Genomic DNA, 17,272 nt, shown 5'->3' on the forward strand with positions numbered 1-17,272 from the left:
CAGCATCCGCCCTACAGCATCCACCCTCTCGCATCCGCCCCGTCCAGCTTCGAAGGGACTTCGATGTCATCGACCTCACTGCCACTTGAGGGCCTTTCCGCGATCGTGACCGGTGCGGGCCGCGGGCTCGGCCGCGCCGAGGCGCTGGAACTGGCCCGGCTCGGCGCGAGCGTCGTCGTCAACGACTTCGGGCAGCCGGGCCGCGACGGCTCGGGCGAGGCGTCGGCGGCGCCCGCCGAGGAGGTCGCGGCCGAGATCCGGGCGGCGGGCGGGCGGGCCACCGCCCACACCGGCGACGTAGCCGACCACGAACAGGCCCGCGCGCTCGTCCAGTCGGCGATCGACACCTACGGAAAGCTCGACATCCTGGTCAACAACGCGGGCATCCTGCGGGACCGGATGATCTTCTCGATGAGCGAGGCCGAGTGGGACGCGGTCATCCACGTCCACCTCAAGGGTCACTTCAACACCACCCACTTCGCGTCCGCGCACTGGCGCGAGCGCTCCAAGGCGGCGGGCGGCCCGGTGTACGGCCGGATCGTCAACACCTCGTCCGAGGCCTACCTCGCCGGGTCGGCGGGCCAGCCCAACTACGCGGCGGCGAAGGGCGGCATCGTCGGCCTGACGACGTCGACGGCGCTGGCGCTCGCCAAGTACGGCGTGACCGCCAACGCCATCTGCCCGCGGGCCCGTACGCGGATGACCGAGGACGTCTTCGCGGGATTCGCGGAGCCGTCGGAGGGCCGGCTCGACCCGCTGGCGCCCGAACACGTGTCGCCGCTGGTCGGCTATCTGGCCTCGCCCGCCGCCGCCCGGGTCAACGGGCAGCTGCTCGTGGTCCACGGCGGCATGGTCGCGGTCGTCGAGCGGCCCAGGGTGGCGGCGAAGTTCGACTCGGCGAAGGAGGCGTTCACCTTCGACGAGCTGGACGAGGCGCTTTCGCCGTACTACGCGGACCGCCCGCCGAACGAGACGTTCGCGGCGGCGGAGGTGCTGGGGCTCAAGCGGGGCTAGCGGGGTTCGAGGACAGGCTCTCAGGCAGGGATGAGGACGGGCTCTCAGGCAGGGGCGAAGACGTCCTCGTCGGCCCCGTCGAGGATGAATCCGTTGTCGAAGCGGACCCGTACGCTCACGCGAGGAGGCCGTTCCTGGAAGGCGGTCCACGCGGGTTCCAGGGAGTCGATCTTCTCTTCGAGCTGCCTCCTGCTCTCCGTGGGCATCTCGCCCCCGAAGGCGTCGAGCAGCGACTTGAGCCGCTCGTACTCGCGCACGTCGTCGCTCACTTCCTGGTGGTCGACCACCTGCTCGACGGTCCCGGCGCTGCCCGCCGCCAGGGACAGGAACCCGACGACGACCCCCGCCACCTCGGCCGAATCCGTCAGCCGGGTGTCCGCTGCCAGCACCACCCGCCGGCCTGCCTTCAGAGCCATGTGCTCCCCATCTCCCTCGCGTCGGCTACGTCAACTACCTGCGGGAACGCCTCGACGAGGCGGTCGGTGAAAGGCCTCGCCCCCGCGCCATGGGTGGCGGCACGGGGGCGAGGCCTCTCGTTCTCGTCGCTCTTGTCGCTACGAGCTTGGCGCTACGAACGGGCGTACCGGTCAGGACTGCCGGTACCGGTCAGGACTGCCGGTACCGGATCAGGACTGCTGGTCCTGCCTGCGGTGCCGCCCCCGCGGCGCCGCTGCCTCGTCGCGCTCGGACACCGGGCCCCGGTGCCTGCCGGCTCCGGACCCCGCGCCGGTGGGCGCGTTCGACGGCATCCGTGGTGCGGTGTTCATGCGTGGTGCGGTGTTCTGGTGTGTCTCCGAAACGGTCTCGGTCGTAGTCAATCCATTCACCCCGTAAAGAAGATCGTTCGTACAGCCGGGCGAGTCTAACCGGCCACTGTTCGACCGCCGAGGGGTGCCTGCTGGAGGGGGACGGGACGTGTGACGGCGGGCTTCGGGAGGTCGGCGGGGGAGGCCGACGGGGGCGGCGGTGGCGGTGGTGGCGGGTAGGGAACGTTTCTCTCCGCAGGGGCGCCGGGACCGGGCGATGGGGCGCCGGCACCGGCCGGTGAGGCTTCGGCCGCGCTGGGCGGCGGGGCGGGTCGCGTCACCCGGGCCACCCCGCACGGCACGGCGGCCGTGGCGTACGGCAAACACAGGGTGCCGTCCCGCGTCCACCAGCCGGATCCGGCCAGCCAGCCGGGGGGCGCGGCCAGCTGATGCAGCTTGCGTTCGGCGGGCCGCCAGAGGCCGAGCCAACTACCGCCACCACCCCCGCCGCCCCCGGCGCCACCCCGACCCGCCGGGGCGTCGATCCGCAGCGCCACCGCGCAGGCCTCCGGCGTGAGGGCCTGCCCCGGCTGCATCGCGAACGGCGTCACCGCGAGGTCCGGCGGCGACAGGCACTCGGGGAAGCGCACCGGCCGCGTACCACCGAGGACGCCCCAGCCGAGGCGGGGCCGCCCCGGGGCGTCGGAGCGGATCAGAAGGAGACCGCTGCCCGCGTCGGCGAGCAGCAGCCGGTCGTCGCTCTCCTCGGAGATCTGCAGAAGGGGGGTGACCTCGCCGCCGCGCTCCAGATCCACCGCGACCGTCTTCGTGCGGCCGTCGAGATCGCGGTCGAGCGCGAGCATGCGGTCCGTGCCGTCCAGCCAGACGCCCCCCGAACAGCGGCCGGGAACCGCGGCCAGGTGTTCGGGCCCGAAGGAGCCGCCCGCCACCAGCCAGATGTCGGAGGAGCGGGCGCCGGGCGCGAGGGCGTACGCGCGGTCGCCGCCCGGCGCCGGTGGCAGCAGGCTCAGCTCGCCGCACTCCACGGCCCCGAGCGGCACCTCGCCGGTGCCGGGTCCTGTCGGATACAGCAGGGAGAAGGCGTGCCGCTCACCCACCACGCGGTGGATGAGGACGCGGCCGTCCGCCATCGGATGCACTTCCGTGGACGGCTCCTCGGGCTGGTTGCCGGGCAGCGGCACGGCGTACGGCTCTCCGGAGCCGAGGGTCCAGCGTTCGGGATACCAGGAGTCCGGGGCGCCGGCGGCGCGGGCGAGGCGCGCCGCGTACGAACCGTCCGCCGCGATCGTGCACCCAGCCGGGCGGGCGGGTACGCGGAGACGGACGGGGGGCGCGGGGGCGGTGGGGGGCATGGGGGCCGTGGGGGTCTGGGTCGGTGGCGGCGCTGGTGGCGCGGTCATCGTGATGTCACCTCCGGCCCCGAAGCTAGTTTTCGTCCGCACTGACGTGGCATCGACGGGCGTCCGCTTCACACAGAAGGGTGGAGATGTCCCGATTCGCCTGAGGGGGAGGGGGCGGTTGTGCTGTGCGGGAGGCCGGTCCCGGCGGCCACGCCGACAGCCGCGCAGCGGCATCGGGAAGCGGCACCGAGAAGCCTCCCAAGTAGCCGCTCCGTAGCGGTCAGTAACGCACGACCTGCGCGGGACGCGGGGAAGGTAGCCTTTCTCCGTGCCCCGTCTGTCTGAAGTCATCGCCGCGCTCGACGCCCTGTGGCCCGCCGATCTGGCCGAGAGCTGGGACGCGGTCGGCACGGTCTGCGGAGACCCCGACGCGGAGGTCTCCCGGGTCCTCTTCGCCGTCGATCCCGTCCAGGAGATCGCCGACGAGGCGGTCTCCCTCGGAGCCCAGCTCCTGGTCACCCACCACCCCCTCTACCTGCGGGGTACGACGACGGTCGCGGCGTCCACCTTCAAGGGCCGGGTCGTCCACGACCTGATCAAGCACGACGTCGCGCTGCACGTCGCGCACACCAACGCCGACCGCGCCGACCCGGGCGTCTCCGACGCGCTCGCGGGAGCGCTCGACGTCCGCGTCGTACGCCCCCTCGTACCCGACCCCGCCGACCGGCACGGCCGCCGCGGCCTCGGCAGGATCTGCGAGCTCGACCACCCCCTGACCCTCGCCGAGCTGGCCGAGCGCGCCGCGAAGCGGCTGCCCGCCACCGCACAGGGCATCCGCGTCGCGGGCGACCCGGACACGCTGATCCGCACCATCGCGGTCAGCGGCGGCTCCGGCGACAGCCTCTTCGACGACGTACGCGCCGCGGGCGTGGACGCCTTCCTCACCGCGGACCTGCGCCACCACCCGGCGTCCGAGGCCCGCGAACGCACACCTCTCGCGCTGCTCGACGCCGCGCACTGGGCCACCGAGTGGCCCTGGTGCGAGCTGGCCGCAGCCCAGCTCGACGAGATCTCCGACCGGAACGGATGGGGCCTTCGCGTCCACGTCTCGAAGACGGTCACCGACCCCTGGACCGCCCACGCGGCCTCACACAACGCCTCAAACGACTCAACAGGAGCCCCCAACTGAACGCCGCGCCCGCCGACCAGATCCGACTGCTCGACGTCCAGGGTCTGGACGTACGCCTGCAGCAGCTCGCGCACAAGAAGAAGTCCCTGCCCGAGCACGCCGAGATCGAGTCGCTGAACAAGGACCTCACGCAGCTGCGCGACCTGCTCGTCGCCTCCACGACCGAGGAGAGCGACTGCGCCCGCGAGCAGACCAAGGCGGAGCAGGACGTCGACCAGGTCCGTCAGCGCGCGGCCCGCGACCAGCAGCGCCTGGACTCCGGCGCCGTCACCTCCCCCAAGGACCTGGAGAACCTCCAGAAGGAGATCGCCTCGCTGGCCAAGCGCCAGGGCGACCTCGAGGACGTCGTCCTGGAGGTCATGGAGCGCCGCGAGTCCGCCCAGGAGCGGGTCGCCGAGCTCACCGAGCGGGTCTCCTCGGTCCAGTCGAAGATCGACGACGCGACGTCCCGTCGTGACGCCGCGTGCGAGGAGATCGACGCCGAGACCGCCACGGTCGGCAAGGAGCGCGAGGTCGTGGCGGGTTCGGTCCCGGCCGACCTGCTCAAGCTCTACGACAAGCTCCGCGTGAAGGAGGGCGGTGTCGGCGCCGCCAAGCTCTACCAGCGGCGCTGCGAGGGCTGCCGCCTCGAGCTCAACATCACCGAGGTCAACGAGGTGAAGGCGGCGTCCCCCGACACCGTGCTGCGGTGCGAGAACTGCCGCCGCATCCTGGTCCGTACGTCCGAGTCCGGCCTCTAGGAGCCTGCCCGGTGCGGGAGTTCATCGTCGAGGCCGACGGCGGGTCACGGGGCAACCCGGGGCCCGCGGGGTACGGCTCGGTCGTCATCGACGCGGCCACGGGGGAGACCCTGGTGGAGGCCGCCGAGTACATCGGCGTCGCGACGAACAACGTCGCCGAGTACAAGGGCCTGGTGGCCGGCCTCAAGGCGGCCCACCAGCTGGACCCGGCCGCCTCGGTGCACGTACGCATGGACTCCAAGCTCGTCGTCGAGCAGATGTCGGGCCGCTGGAAGATCAAGCACCCCGACATGAAGCCGCTCGCCGCCGAGGCCGCGCGGGTCCACCCGCCCGACCGGGTGACGTACGAGTGGATCCCCCGCGAGAAGAACAAGCACGCGGACCGGCTCGCGAACGAGGCGATGGACGCGGGCAAGCGGGGGGAGCGGTGGTCGCCGTCAGCGTCGACGGCGGAGCTCGACGCGAGGGCCGCGCGGGCGGCGGCCGAAGCTCCCACCGAGCTCTTCGGGTCCCCCGAGCCCGGCGGGCCGCCGCCGCCGGGAGACGCGGCTGCGGGCGCTGCGCGGGCGCGGGCGGCGCTTAGCGCCGGGGCTGCGTCGCGCGGGGATTCGGTCTCCGACTCCGACTCGGGGTCGGGGTCGGGGCCGGTATCGGTCGCTGACTGGGCCTCGTCGTCGCCCTCGTCCTCGCCGCCCGCCACCGCACAGGGAAGCGCCGACGCCCGCGCCGCGCGCAACGCCGCCGCCCCGCCCGTCGGCTGGGCCGCCCCCGCCGACCTCGGCGCCCCCGCGACCTTCGTCCTGCTGCGGCACGGCGAGACCGCGCTGACGCCCGAGAAGCGGTTCTCCGGGAGCGGCGGCAGCGACCCGTCCCTCTCCGGGGCGGGCCGTGCGCAGGCCGAGCGCGCCGCGGCCGCCTTCGCGCTGCGCGGCACCATCGAGGCCGTCGTCTCCTCGCCGCTCAAGCGCTGCCAGGAGACGGCACGCACCGTCGCCGCCCGGCTCGGACTCGACGTACAGCTCGACGACGGCCTGCGCGAGACGGACTTCGGCGCCTGGGAGGGGCTGACCTTCGGCGAGGTGCGCGAGCGCCATCCGGAGGAGCTGAACGCCTGGCTGGCCTCCCCGAAGGCGGCGCCGCCCGGCGGCGAGTCGTTCGCGACGGTCTCGCGCAGGGTCGCGGCGGCGCGCGACCGGCTGACCGCCGCGTACGCGGGCCGCACGGTGCTGCTCGTCACGCACGTCACGCCCATCAAGACGCTGGTGCGGCTCGCACTCGGCGCCCCGCCGGAATCGCTGTTCCGCATGGAACTCGCGGCGGCCTCGGTCTCGGTCGTGGCGTACTACGCCGACGGCAACGCGTCGCTGCGCCTGCTGAACGACACGTCCCACCTGCGCTGAGAGCCTGCTGCTGACCGGTGCCCCGTCCGGCCGGTCAGCGCGGGCGAAGGGCGGCGGCCTCGCGGGCCAGCGACTCGACGCGTGCCCAGTCCTTGGCGGCGACGGCGTCGGCGGGGAGCATCCAGCTGCCGCCCACGCAGCCGACGTTCTGCAGTTCGAGGTACGTGGGCGCCGTGCCGGCGGTGATCCCGCCGGTCGGGCAGAAGCGGGCCTGCGGCAGCGGCGCGCCGAGGGACTTCAGGTAGGCGGTGCCGCCTGCGGCCTCGGCCGGGAAGAACTTCATCTCCCGTACGCCGCGTTCGAGCAGCGCCACGACCTCGGAGGTCGTCGAGACACCGGGCAGGAACGGCAGGCCGGACCCCCGCATCGCGTCCAGCAGCGTGTCCGTCCAGCCGGGGCTGACGACGAAACGGGCGCCGGCCTCGACCGAGTCGGCGACGTTGCGGGCCGTGATGACGGTGCCCGCGCCGACCACCGCGTCCGGTACCTCGGCGGCGATGGCCGAGATCGCGTCGAGCGCGACCGGCGTCCGCAGCGTCACCTCGATCGCGGGCAGCCCGCCCGCGACCAGGGCCCGCGCCATCGGCACGGCGTCGTCGAGTTCCGCCACGACGACGACGGGAACGACGGGGGCGAGATCGAGCACGGAGCCCGTTGCGGAGGAGGTCATGGAGTCATCCTGCCCGGGGGGTGCAGCACGCGCAAAGCGCGTTGCGCATGCTGCAATGACACGGGTTTTGCCGTACGTGTCGAGTGGGCGTCGGATGTGCCGGTCACGCCCGGGAGGCGAGGTGGCGCCACTCGTTCCAGGTGTCGAGGCGCTTCTGATAGGCCGCCTCGACCACCGGATAGGGGTAGGTGCCGAGGAAGAGCCGCAGGGGTGGTGCGTCGGTGTCGACGAGTTCGAGGATGACGGCGGCGGTGTCCCGCGCGTCCTGGGGGGCGCGGGCGGACGCACCGGCCCGGCGTGCGGCGCGGACGGGTTCGTAGGCGGGGAGCGGCTCGGTGTGCACTGCGGACGACCCCGACCAGTCGGTGCCGTAGGGGCCGGGTTCGATGAGGGTCACGTGGATGCCGAACTGGGCGATCTCCTGGGCCAGGGCCTCGCTCAGCCCCTCAAGGGCCCACTTGGAGGCGTTGTAGAGCCCGAGTGTGGGGAAGGCGGCGAGGCCACCGATGCTGGATACCTGCAGGATGTGGCCGCTGCCTTGGGCCCGCAGGTACGGCAGGGCCGCCTGCGTCACCCACAGCGGGCCGAACAGGTTGGTGTCGAGCTGTGCGCGGGCCTGTTCCTCGGTGGTCTCCTCGACCATGCCGAACAGGCCGTAGCCCGCGTTGTTGACGACCACGTCGAGGTGGCCGAAGGCCTCGGCGGCCCGCCGCACCGCGGCGAGCACGGATGGGCGGTCGGTCACGTCGAGGCGGAGCGGGAGGACGTTGTCCCCGTGGGCGTCAAGGAGGGGGCGCAGGGTCTCGGGATCGCGTGCGGTGACGGCGACACGGTCGCCGCGGTCGAGAGCGGCTTCGGCCCAGATGCGGCCGAAACCGCGGGACGCGCCGGTGATGAACCAGGTCTTCATGGCATCGAGCCTGCGCCGTTCGCACCCCGGCAGCCAGCACCCCCACGGGGTTACCCTCGCGGCATGGTGGCCGACAATCTCCTGGGAGACTTCCTCAAGGCCCGCCGCGGACGGGTCGCTCCGGCGGACGCGGCGGTACCCACCGGCGGACGCCGCCGGGTGGCGGGACTGCGCCGGGAGGAACTGGCCCGGCTCGCCGGAATCAGCGAGCCGTACCTGGTCCGGCTCGAACAGGGCGTCGACCGGCACCCTTCGCCCCAGGTGCTGAACTCCCTCGCGCGGGCGCTGCAGCTGGACGCCGACGCCTCCGCGCACCTGCACGCCCTCGCAGCCCCCGCCCCCGTGGCGCCGTCGCGGACCGAGGTCTCCGCGGACGTGCACCGGCTGCTCGACGCGTGGGCGGACCGCCCCGCGTACGTGCGCGACCGGTGCTTCGACGTACTGGCGGCGAACAAGCAGGCCCGTGCGCTCGCCCCGATGTACGAGCCCGGGAGCAACCTGGTCCGAGCGGTGTTCCTCGACCCGGCGTCCCGCCTGCTCTTCCCCGACTGGGCGGAGGTGGCCGCGCAGACCGCGGCGGCCCTGCGCGCTGAAGCCGATCCGCGCGACCCCGCAACCGTCCGGTTGCTCGCCGAGTTGGAGACGGACGAGGAGTTCCGTCGGTTGTGGACGCGGCACGAGACGCGTCCCGTCCGGGACGAACTCAAGCGCTTCGCGCACCCGGTCGTCGGCAGCCTCGCCCTGCGAAGGCAGGCGCTCACGGTCGGCGGCGCCGAGCAGCAGGTGATCATCGTGTACCAGGCGGCGGCCGGGAGCCCGTCCGAAGCGGCCCTGGCGCGTCTTCTCTGACGCGCGGACGCCACCGCGAAGAGGTGGGTCCGAAGACAGGCCTGGACAGGCCCTCAGTGAATCTCCCGCACCACCACGTCGAGCGCCCACGGCTTGCCCGGCCTGGCCGGAGCCTCCGCCTCCACCACGTGGCCCAGATCCCGCAGCGCCTCGACCAGTTGGGCCGGGTCCTTCGGCTGGACGCCGTTGGTCAGCAGGGAGCGGACGATCCGCCCCTTCGTCGCCTTGTTGAAGTGCGAGACGACGGACCGCTTCTCGGTACCGGTCCTCTCGTCGACCTGCGCGTGCAGCACACGTACGGTCGCCGTCCGCCCCGCCACCTCACCCTTCGGCTTCCACGCCGCCGCGTACGCGGACGAACGCAGGTCCAGGACGAGGCCGTCGCCCGCCGCCTCGGGCATGACGTCGGCCATCGGCGTACGCCAGTACGCTCCGAGCGCGCCGAGGCCGGGCAGTTTCACGCCCATCGAGCAGCGGTAGGAGGGGATCCTGTCGTTCACACCGACCGCGCCCCACAGGCCGGAGAAGACGAGCAGGGAGCGGGTGGCGCGTCGCTTGGCGGCGGCGTCGAGCGAGGCCAGGTCCAGGGCGTCGTACAGGACGCCGGTGTAGATCTCGCCGGCCGGGCGCGCGCCCGCCGTGCGCAGTCCGGCGTTCTTCGCGACCTCGCCGCGCAGCCCCTCGCTGAGACCGAGCACGGTGCGCGCCTTCTCCTCGTCCGCCGAGCACAGCTCGACGAGCTCGTCGAGGACCGCCTGCCGCGCCTCGGCGAGCCCCGGCAACGACAGGCTCTCCGGCTTGAGCGGGGCTCCCCGCCCGGAGGGTGCCTTGCCTTCGGACGGCGGCAGCAGGACGAGCACGGTAGGACTCCTTCGGCGGTACGGGGGGAGGGGTGCGGCCCCCGCGAAAGGGTACGGGGCGTGTGCGGCCGCGCTCGAACGGACACCGGCGCGCTTCCGCCGGACGCCGCGGGGCACCGCCCCAGAGGTCCCATCCACCAGCCTGACCCCCGGCACGGCCACGCGCCAAGACCCCGCCCGAGCCCGGTGCATGCCATACGCTCGGGAACATGCCCCGCCGCCACCTCCGAGTGACCGGCGCAGCCGAGGCTCCGCTGCGGGCCGCCCTGCGCGCACTGCGTACCGAACTCGACGTACCCGAAGAGTTCCCGGCCGACGTCCTCGCGGAAGCGGACCGCGCCGCCGCCTCGCCCCGGCTTCCGGAGCACGACGCCACGGACCTCCCGCTCTTCACCGTCGACCCGCCCACCTCCGTCGACCTCGACCAGGCCATGCACCTGGCGCGCCGCAGGGACGGCGCCGGGTACCGCGTGTCGTACGCGATCGCCGACGTCGCCGCGTACGTCACGCCCGGCGGGCCGCTCGACGCCGAGGCCCACCGGCGCGTCACCACCCTGTACTTCCCCGACGAGAAGGTGCCCCTGCACCCCACGTCGCTGAGCGAGGGCGCCGCGAGTCTGCTGCCGGGACAGGACCGCCCGGCCGTCCTGTGGACGATCGACCTGGACGCGGACGGCCGCGCCGAGCGGACCGACGTACGCCGTGCCCTCGTCCGCAGCCGGGCCAAGCTCGACTACGAAGGGGTGCAGAAGGCCGTCGACGACGGCACCGCGGAGGAGCCCCTCGCACTGCTGCGGGAGATCGGCGAACTCCGCGAGCAGCGCGAGGCCGACCGCGGCGGCATCTCCCTCGACGTCCCCGAGCAGGAGATCGTCGAGCGCGACGGCGCGTACGAACCGGCCTTCCGCGCCCCGCTTCCCGCCGACGGCTGGAACGCGCAGATCTCCCTGCTCACCGGCATGGCCGCCGCCGAGCTCATGATCGCCTCGGGTACCGGCATCCTGCGCACGCTGCCGACCGCCCCCGACGGCGCCGTGGCCCGGCTGCGCCGTACCGCGACGGCTCTGGGCATCGACTGGCCGCACCACGTCTCGTACGCGCGACTGGTCCGCTCCCTCGATCCCCGCCAACCGCACCAGGCCGCGTTCCTCCAGGAGTGCACGACGCTGCTGCGCGGCGCGGGCTACACGGCGTTCCGCGGCGGCGAGATCCCCGAGCTGACCACCCATGCCGCGGTCGCCGCCCCCTACACCCACTGCACCGCCCCGCTGCGCCGCCTCGTCGACCGCTACGCCGCCGAGCTCGGCCTCGCCGCCTGCGCGGACGCGCCGCCCCCCGAGTGGGTGCTCGCCGCCCTGGACGTGCTGCCCAAGGAGATGGCGGACGGCAGCAGGCGCGGCAACACCGTGGAGCGCGAGTGCGTGGACATCGTCGAGGCCGCGCTGCTCAAGGGGCGGGTCGGGGAGATCTTCGACGCCGTGGTGGTGGACGTGAAGGAACGTGATCCGTCGGTCGGGACCGTCCAGTTGCGCACGCCCGCGGTCGTGGCCCGCATCGCGGGCGGCTCGGCGAAGCTGCCCCTGGGGGAGCGGCTGAGGGTCCGCCTCGCCCAGGCGGACCCCGGCACGGCGAAGGTTCAGTTCGCGCCCGCGTGAGGGTGCGCCGCCAGCTGTTCCTCGAGGGCCGAGAGAAGCCGGTCGGGCTCGTCCGCGTGCAGCCGGACCTTCGTCACCTCGCGCCGCTTTCCCAGGAAGCCGACGTCGGTGACCGGTTCCGCCAGCTCCAGGGTGAGTGACGTCGTGGAGGCGACCGGCATGTCGAGCGTCCGGCCGTGGGACTGGTCGGGCGTGTCCGGCGCTCGGGGCTCTCGCGGCTCTTGAGGGTGGGTGAAGAGCCGCTCCGCGCGTACGGCGGCGATCAGCGTCAGCGGTATCCGCAGGTCCCGGTGTGCGCCCTGACGGAGCCGCAGCTCGTCGGGCGACAGGACGTGCGGCCGGGTCACGGACGCGGCGTGGAGGCCGAGCATCAGGATCACGCTGTAGACGTCGACGACCAGCATCACGGTGTGGGCGGTCGGCCAGTTCCGCAGCAGCACGGCCATCCCGTACGCCTCGATGACGCAGACGCACGTCAGGCCGTACATGATCGCCGCCTGGTCCCGGGCGTACCCGAAGGCCTGGTCGCCCGCCCCGCGCACGCCGTGCCGCCGCCGTGCCACCCACATCGCGAGGCCGGCCAGGACGCGCAGCTCGTGCCCGACGAGCCGCCGCACGGGCGTAGGAATGAAACTGCCCCTGAGCATGCTCATTCCGCCCTCTCCTCCCTCTCCTCGGCAGGCCCGTCGACGCCCTCCGCCGCCGCGCGCCGTGCCAGCAGCCCCATCGCACGGCGCAGGACCTCGGCCTGCGCGGGAGCGAAGTCCGCGAGGAACGCTTCGAGGAAGCCGTCGCCACGGTCCCCGCGGCCCTCGGCGAACGCCTGCGCGTCCCCCGACCCCAGGGCGCTCAGGAGCGAGTCCGGCAGGGTGTCGGCCAGCGCCCGCGCGGCCTCGTCGACGGCGGCCTGCGTACGGGGGTCGCCGAGGTCGGCGCCGGCGAGGGCGTCGAGCCGTGCGTACACCTCATGGGCCCGCTCCACCGCCCCCGGCGAGCCGAGCGCCGGGCGGATCGCGGTGAGGAACGCGTCCCGGTCCTCCGGCGCGGCGGTGGTGTCGAGCAGGACGAGGAACTCGCGGTCCTTCGCGGCCATCGGGGACTCCGGACCCGGTAGGCGGCCCTCGGAGGCGCGGGCCAGCTCGCCGAAGAACTCCGCCAGTTCGGGTGAGACGGGCCCCTCGGGCGAGAGGCGTCCGTGCTCCGCGTCGGCGAGCAGGGAGCGGAGCCGCTGCCTGCGTTCGCGGATCGCGGCCTCCTGCCGGGCGAGATCCGCGTCCAGCTCGGCGAGGACCTCGGCGAGCTCGCGGCCCGCGTCGTCCGTGAGCACGTCCCGCACCTCGGGAAGCCCGAGACCCAGCTCGGTGAGGCGCCGGACGCGGGCCAGCGCGACGGCATGGCGCAGCCCGTACGCGCGGTAGCCGTTGGACCGCCGCTCGGGCTCGGGAAGCAGACCCAGCTGGTGGTAGTGCCTGATGGCACGCGTTGTGACACCGACGATGCCGGCGAGCTCTCCGATTCGCATGGGCCCAGTAGAAACGTTGACGCTACGACAAGGTCAAGCGTCCTCGACCCGGGCGGCGGGCCCCGCGCAGGTGTCCCGCACCGCCATGGGCACCGCCCGCGCACGGGTCGTGGGCGGAGCGGGTCGGGACCGGGAAGCCGCCAGGTACCATGGTCCGCACGGCAGACGAGCCGGGCGGGCGGCCGCGTGAAGATCCCTTCGGGGGCTTCCCGAGGAACGTCCGGGCTCCACAGGGCAAGGTGGTGGCTAACGGCCACCCGGGGTGACCCGCGGGACAGTGCCACAGAAAGCAGACCGCCTCGCGTTCAGGCGCGGGGTAAGGGTGAAACGGTGGTGTAAGAGACCACCAGCGCCTGAGGTGACTCAGGCGGCTAGGTAAACCCCACCTGGAGCAAGGTCAAGAGGAGCGCCGTGAAACGCGCTCTGCGCGGACGTTCGAGGGCTGCCCGCCCGAGTCCGCGGGTAGACCGCACGAGGCCGGCAGCAATGCCGGTCCTAGATGGATGGCCGTCGCCGCGACGTCCGCGAGGACCCGCGGTACAGAACCCGGCGTACAGCCCGACTCGTCTGCCCCACCCGCCTCGGCTCCGGCCGGGGCGGACTCCCGACCCCGGCCCGCGCCTGTGGGGCCACCACCTGCCGGGCCTTCCTCGGTACGTTCCCGGCACCTCTGCGGAAGGCTCTCCATGACTCATCAGGACGCGACCCAACAGGACGCGACGGACCGGGTCCGGACCGGCTTCGCCGGGCTGGAGCTGCCCGGCGCGCTGCTGCGCACGCTCGACGAGCTCGGGGTGCGCGAGCCCTTCCCGATCCAGGCCGCCACCGTGCCCAGCGCCCTGGAGGGCCGCGACGTCCTGGGGCGCGGGCGCACCGGCTCCGGCAAGACGCTCGCCTTCGGGCTTCCGCTGCTCGCCAGGATCGCCGGACGGCGCGCCGAGCCCAAGCAGCCCCTCGCGCTGGTCCTCGTGCCCACCCGCGAGCTGGCCCAGCAGGTCACCGAGGCGCTCACGCCGTACGCCGACGCGCTGCGGCTGCGGATGGCCGCCGTCGTCGGCGGCATCTCGATCGGCCGCCAGATCGCCGCGTTGCGCGACGGTGCCGAGGTCGTCGTCGCCACCCCCGGCCGGCTGCACGACCTCATCGAACGCAAGGCCTGCCGCCTCGGCCGGGTTCGGATCACCGTCCTCGACGAGGCCGACCAGATGTGCGACATGGGCTTCCTGCCGCAGGTCACCGAGGCGCTCGACCAGGTGCACCCGGACGGCCAGCGGATGCTGTTCTCGGCCACCCTCGACCGTGACGTCGACCAGCTGGTCAGCGGCTACCTCCACGATCCCGTCGTCCACTCCGTCGACCCCTCCGCGGGGGCGGTCACGACGATGGACCACCACGTCCTTGTCGTCCACGGCCCCGACCGGTACGCCGTCACCACGGAGATCGCCGCCCGCGACGGCCGCGTACTGCTGTTCCTCGACACCAAGCACGCCGTCGACCAGCTCACCCGGCACCTGCGCGCCAGCGGCGTGCACGCCGCCGCCCTGCACAGCGGCAAGTCCCAGCCGCAGCGCTCGCGCACCCTCGCCCAGTTCAAGGCGGGCCAGGTCACCGTCCTTGTGGCCACCAACGTCGCGGCCCGCGGCCTGCACGTCGACGACCTCGACCTCGTCGTCAACGTCGACCCGCCGACCGACCCCAAGGACTACCTGCACCGCGCGGGCCGCACCGCCCGCGCCGGCGAGTCGGGGCGCGTCATCACCCTGGTCCTCTCGGGGCAGCGCCGCGAGACCAGCCGTGTGCTCAGCGAGGCCGGCATCGAGCCGACGGTCACCAAGGTGCGCTCGGGCGAGGCCGAGCTGAGCCGCATCACCGGGGCCCGGCGCCCCTCCGGCACACCGCTCGACGGCGGCCCCGCCGCGGCCCGGCCCAAGAACACGAACACGCCGTTCCGGGGTCTCGGTACGAGTAAGGACACCTCACGGGGCACGGGTGGTACGGGCGGGACTGGCGGGAATTCCCGCAAGAGCGACGAGGCCCGCAAGCTCGCCGAGGCGCGCAGGGCGGCCCGGGTGCGCCGCGGCGGCTGACCCACGGGACGTGCCGGGCGTGCCCGGCGCGACCGCGTCGCCCGAACGGAACAGGGTGGGCAGCGGCCCGCCGCGGTAGGCATTCCGCGTGCAGACTTTCCTCCCGTACCCCGACTTCACGCGGTCCGCCACGGTCCTCGACCGGGCCCGCCTCGGCAAGCAGCGCGTCGAGGCGCTCCAGGTGCTGCGCGGCCTGACGGTGCCCGGCTACGGATGGCGGAACCACCCGGCGGTGCGCATGTGGACCGGCTACGAGGAGGCCCTGGTCCGCTACGGCCTCGACGTGTGTGCGGTGTGGGTGGCACAGGGGCGCCCCGACACCTGTGCCACCACCCTCGTCACCGACTTCACGCGGCATCGTCCCGGCACCGCCGTACGCGCCCAGGAGGAACTCGCCGACGACGGCGAGCTGCCTCCCTGGCTGGGGGACCCGGCCTTCCACCGCAGCCATCGGTCGGCGCTCCTTCGCAAGGCGCCGGAACTCTACGCCCCGCTCTTCCCGGACACCCCCGACGACCTGCCCTACGTCTGGCCCGCCTCCGACCGGAGCCCGTCGTAGCGCCGGGGCATCAAAGAGAGGCTCTCAGAGCTTGCGCAGCCTGGTCGTGTAGACGTGGTCGGCGATCTTCTCGCCGAGGGTGAGTCCGTCCTCTGCGTCCCAGGGGAAGTGGACGCCGAGCCAGACCCGGCTCTGGGCGTCCTCGCGGGCGGCCTGGCTGAAGCTGGTGAACGAGCGGGACCTGACCGGGGACTGCGGTTCGTCGGTGGTCATGGTGAAGGCGATGTCGTCGCTGCCGAAGTAGCGCTTCATCACCCCGGCCCAGGAGGCGCCGAAGGTGGCGTGTCCGGAGGCCCAGGCCGGGAAGCACGGCGAGACGTTGACTCCGGCCCGGGTCTTGAGCAGCGGCTTCCACTCGCGGTCGAGGCCGCTGTCGCGGATGGCGGAGACGGGCCGCCACAGGTCGATCGGGGTCAGGTACTTCACGTCCCGCACCGCGATGCCCGCGTCCGCCATCGCGATCGAGACGAGGGCGAACAGACGGGCGTTCTCGTAGGTGTTGAGTCTGCGCTGGGTCGCGACCTCGCGCGTGGCCTGGAGCAGCTGGCCCGGCGGCTTGTACGTGCCGTCCTCGTCGTTCGCCCAGAACCAGGCGACCGCCTCCTGCTCCGGAGTCCGGTCGACCTCCGGGGTATTGGCGGTGGGCTTGTCGGCGCCGGCCTTGCGCACCGCCGCCACCTGCTGCTTGTACGCGTCGCTCGCGAGGAGCTTCTCGTACGTTCCGTACAGGCCCGGAGTCGGCGGCCGGAACTGCGAGCCCGACGTCAGCGCGAAGGGTTTGACCCGCCCCCAGAACGGGGTCACGGCCTGGCTGGCCTGCGTGCAGTTGGGGTCGACCATGTCGGGGTAGCTGGTGGGCCGCCAGGCGCCGGGCTTGTTGTCGGCGACGTACACCTCGTCGTTGTCGGAGCCGTCACCGTCGCGGGCGTCCCGCATCTGCTTGACCATCGGCCCGACGACCGTGGTGTCGAGGAGGTCGAACTCGGTCGGTTCGGTGCCGAAGCGCTGCCGGAACCGTGCGTCCAAGTAGTTGGTCTGGCCCGGGTAGAGGCCGAGCAGGATGTTGTAGGCCGTGCGTCCGACGACCCGCTCCTCCTCGTCGGGGCCCTCGATCCAGCCCGTGTACTTCGTGGCGCGGATGTACGGCTCGGAAGTGATCCTGCCCTTCCATTTCAGCTGGTACGAGGACTCCGCGTCGTAGATGGAGGCGTTCAGCATCGCGGCGGATCTGGCCATCGGGCCGGGACCGCCGCCCTCTCTTCGGACGACGTCCATGAGCACGTCGTTCCAGTAGTGCACCGGGTTCGCGATGGTCTGCGGCGGCAACGCCGTCTGGGCCGCCCCGGCCGGCTGCGGCACCGCGGTCAGCGCGGTGCCCGCGGCGGCCAGCACGACGGCGACCGCCAGGGTCCGGCTCCGGCGCGCCGTCTGTCGGACCTTGCTGGTTCGGGTGTGCGCGGTCATGCTCTACCCCCTGATCACAGGCCTGTTGCCGCAGGCGTGCCACCGGAGCGGTGGCGGCGAGATCCTCGCCGCCGCGCGCCGCCCGCAGGATCCGCTTCTGCCGGAATGACCGGCCCCGGCCGGATGCTTGGCCGAAACCCGTCACGGGAGGGCAGTGGGAACAGCCGGTCCGTGGCGCGCTGTTGCACCGAGAGGCCACCGGACCGTCGTGCCTCGACGGATCCGGGCCCCGGGCTCGCGGTATCC

The 17,272-nt window shown here is 73.2% G+C and carries 17 protein-coding genes and 1 other RNA gene; 9 read left to right on the top strand and 9 right to left on the bottom strand.

The genetic code is table 11. From position 1 onward, the window contains the following. The first annotated feature begins 63 nt into the window (after positions 1-63). A complete protein-coding gene (locus ACFVYR_RS12735; protein ID WP_384256719.1) occupies positions 64-1,014 on the top strand; it encodes a 3-oxoacyl-ACP reductase in 951 nt (316 codons plus the stop codon). 44 nt (positions 1,015-1,058) lie between these two features. Here the strand turns inward: ACFVYR_RS12735 and ACFVYR_RS12740 are convergent, their stop codons facing one another. The 3 genes from ACFVYR_RS12740 to ACFVYR_RS12750 form a co-directional block, all read right to left on the bottom strand. After that, positions 1,059-1,430 carry a hypothetical protein gene (locus tag ACFVYR_RS12740; protein ID WP_384256717.1) on the bottom strand — a complete coding sequence of 124 codons (372 nt, stop codon included), beginning with the start codon at positions 1,428-1,430 and terminating at the stop codon, positions 1,059-1,061. A gap of 210 nt (positions 1,431-1,640) precedes the next feature. Continuing rightward, a complete protein-coding gene (locus ACFVYR_RS12745) occupies positions 1,641-1,781 on the bottom strand; it encodes a hypothetical protein (RefSeq protein ID WP_384256715.1) in 141 nt (46 codons plus the stop codon). A 95-nt stretch (positions 1,782-1,876) separates the two neighbouring features. Beyond that, complete coding sequence (locus ACFVYR_RS12750) at positions 1,877-3,133, bottom strand: hypothetical protein (RefSeq protein ID WP_384256819.1); 1,257 nt, start codon at positions 3,131-3,133, stop codon at positions 1,877-1,879. A 316-nt stretch (positions 3,134-3,449) separates the two neighbouring features. On the opposite strand from ACFVYR_RS12750, the gene ACFVYR_RS12755 reads away from it, so the two are divergent. From ACFVYR_RS12755 to ACFVYR_RS12765, 3 genes are read left to right on the top strand one after another with little or no spacing between them, the layout of a single operon-like run. Further along, positions 3,450-4,310 (top strand): Nif3-like dinuclear metal center hexameric protein, encoded by an 861-nt coding sequence (locus tag ACFVYR_RS12755; protein ID WP_384256712.1) that lies wholly within the window; start codon positions 3,450-3,452, stop codon positions 4,308-4,310. Next, on the top strand, positions 4,307-5,050 hold the full coding sequence (locus ACFVYR_RS12760; RefSeq protein ID WP_384256816.1) for a zinc ribbon domain-containing protein: 744 nt from the start codon (positions 4,307-4,309) through the stop codon (positions 5,048-5,050). Before ACFVYR_RS12755 ends, ACFVYR_RS12760 begins: the two co-directional genes overlap by 4 nt. Before the next feature lie 11 nt (positions 5,051-5,061). Next, on the top strand, positions 5,062-6,450 hold the full coding sequence (locus ACFVYR_RS12765) for a bifunctional RNase H/acid phosphatase (RefSeq protein WP_384256710.1): 1,389 nt from the start codon (positions 5,062-5,064) through the stop codon (positions 6,448-6,450). A 34-nt stretch (positions 6,451-6,484) separates the two neighbouring features. Here the strand turns inward: ACFVYR_RS12765 and eda are convergent, their stop codons facing one another. Both eda and ACFVYR_RS12775 read right to left on the bottom strand, forming a co-directional pair. Beyond that, a complete protein-coding gene (gene eda, locus ACFVYR_RS12770; protein WP_384256708.1) occupies positions 6,485-7,120 on the bottom strand; it encodes a bifunctional 4-hydroxy-2-oxoglutarate aldolase/2-dehydro-3-deoxy-phosphogluconate aldolase in 636 nt (211 codons plus the stop codon). Between the two features lie 103 nt (positions 7,121-7,223). Continuing rightward, entirely contained in the window at positions 7,224-8,030 is an 807-nt protein-coding gene (locus ACFVYR_RS12775; RefSeq protein WP_384256706.1) for an SDR family oxidoreductase, read from the bottom strand. 63 nt (positions 8,031-8,093) lie between these two features. On the opposite strand from ACFVYR_RS12775, the gene ACFVYR_RS12780 reads away from it, so the two are divergent. Beyond that, entirely contained in the window at positions 8,094-8,879 is a 786-nt protein-coding gene (locus tag ACFVYR_RS12780) for a helix-turn-helix domain-containing protein (RefSeq protein ID WP_384256704.1), read from the top strand. 53 nt (positions 8,880-8,932) lie between these two features. Here the strand turns inward: ACFVYR_RS12780 and yaaA are convergent, their stop codons facing one another. Further along, positions 8,933-9,739: a peroxide stress protein YaaA gene (gene yaaA, locus ACFVYR_RS12785; RefSeq protein WP_384256702.1), complete on the bottom strand. Its 807-nt coding sequence runs from the start codon at positions 9,737-9,739 to the stop codon at positions 8,933-8,935. Positions 9,740-9,948: 209 nt separating this feature from the next. On the opposite strand from yaaA, the gene ACFVYR_RS12790 reads away from it, so the two are divergent. Next, entirely contained in the window at positions 9,949-11,394 is a 1,446-nt protein-coding gene (locus ACFVYR_RS12790) for an RNB domain-containing ribonuclease (protein WP_384256699.1), read from the top strand. On the opposite strand, the gene ACFVYR_RS12795 is transcribed toward ACFVYR_RS12790, so the two are convergent. Together ACFVYR_RS12795 and ACFVYR_RS12800 are read right to left on the bottom strand one after the other, a co-directional pair. Beyond that, positions 11,376-12,047 (bottom strand): hypothetical protein, encoded by a 672-nt coding sequence (locus ACFVYR_RS12795; protein ID WP_384256697.1) that lies wholly within the window; start codon positions 12,045-12,047, stop codon positions 11,376-11,378. The genes ACFVYR_RS12790 and ACFVYR_RS12795 overlap by 19 nt on opposite strands. Further along, complete coding sequence (locus ACFVYR_RS12800; protein ID WP_384256695.1) at positions 12,044-12,916, bottom strand: MerR family transcriptional regulator; 873 nt, start codon at positions 12,914-12,916, stop codon at positions 12,044-12,046. Before ACFVYR_RS12800 ends, ACFVYR_RS12795 begins: the two co-directional genes overlap by 4 nt. 166 nt (positions 12,917-13,082) lie before the next feature. Here ACFVYR_RS12800 and rnpB point away from each other — a divergent pair. From rnpB to ACFVYR_RS12815, 3 genes are all read left to right on the top strand, one after another. After that, positions 13,083-13,486, top strand: an RNA gene (gene rnpB, locus ACFVYR_RS12805) — RNase P RNA component class A. A gap of 116 nt (positions 13,487-13,602) precedes the next feature. Beyond that, entirely contained in the window at positions 13,603-15,003 is a 1,401-nt protein-coding gene (locus ACFVYR_RS12810) for a DEAD/DEAH box helicase (RefSeq protein WP_384256692.1), read from the top strand. An 88-nt stretch (positions 15,004-15,091) separates the two neighbouring features. Then, positions 15,092-15,562, top strand: coding sequence for an MSMEG_6728 family protein (locus tag ACFVYR_RS12815; RefSeq protein ID WP_384256690.1), 471 nt, complete (start codon positions 15,092-15,094; stop codon positions 15,560-15,562). A 24-nt stretch (positions 15,563-15,586) separates the two neighbouring features. Here the strand turns inward: ACFVYR_RS12815 and ACFVYR_RS12820 are convergent, their stop codons facing one another. Continuing rightward, complete coding sequence (locus ACFVYR_RS12820) at positions 15,587-17,026, bottom strand: vanadium-dependent haloperoxidase (protein ID WP_384256688.1); 1,440 nt, start codon at positions 17,024-17,026, stop codon at positions 15,587-15,589. Positions 17,027-17,272: the final 246 nt, after the last annotated feature.

The organism is Streptomyces sp. NPDC058284, from assembly GCF_042881135.1.
GTDB lineage: Bacteria > Actinomycetota > Actinomycetes > Streptomycetales > Streptomycetaceae > Streptomyces.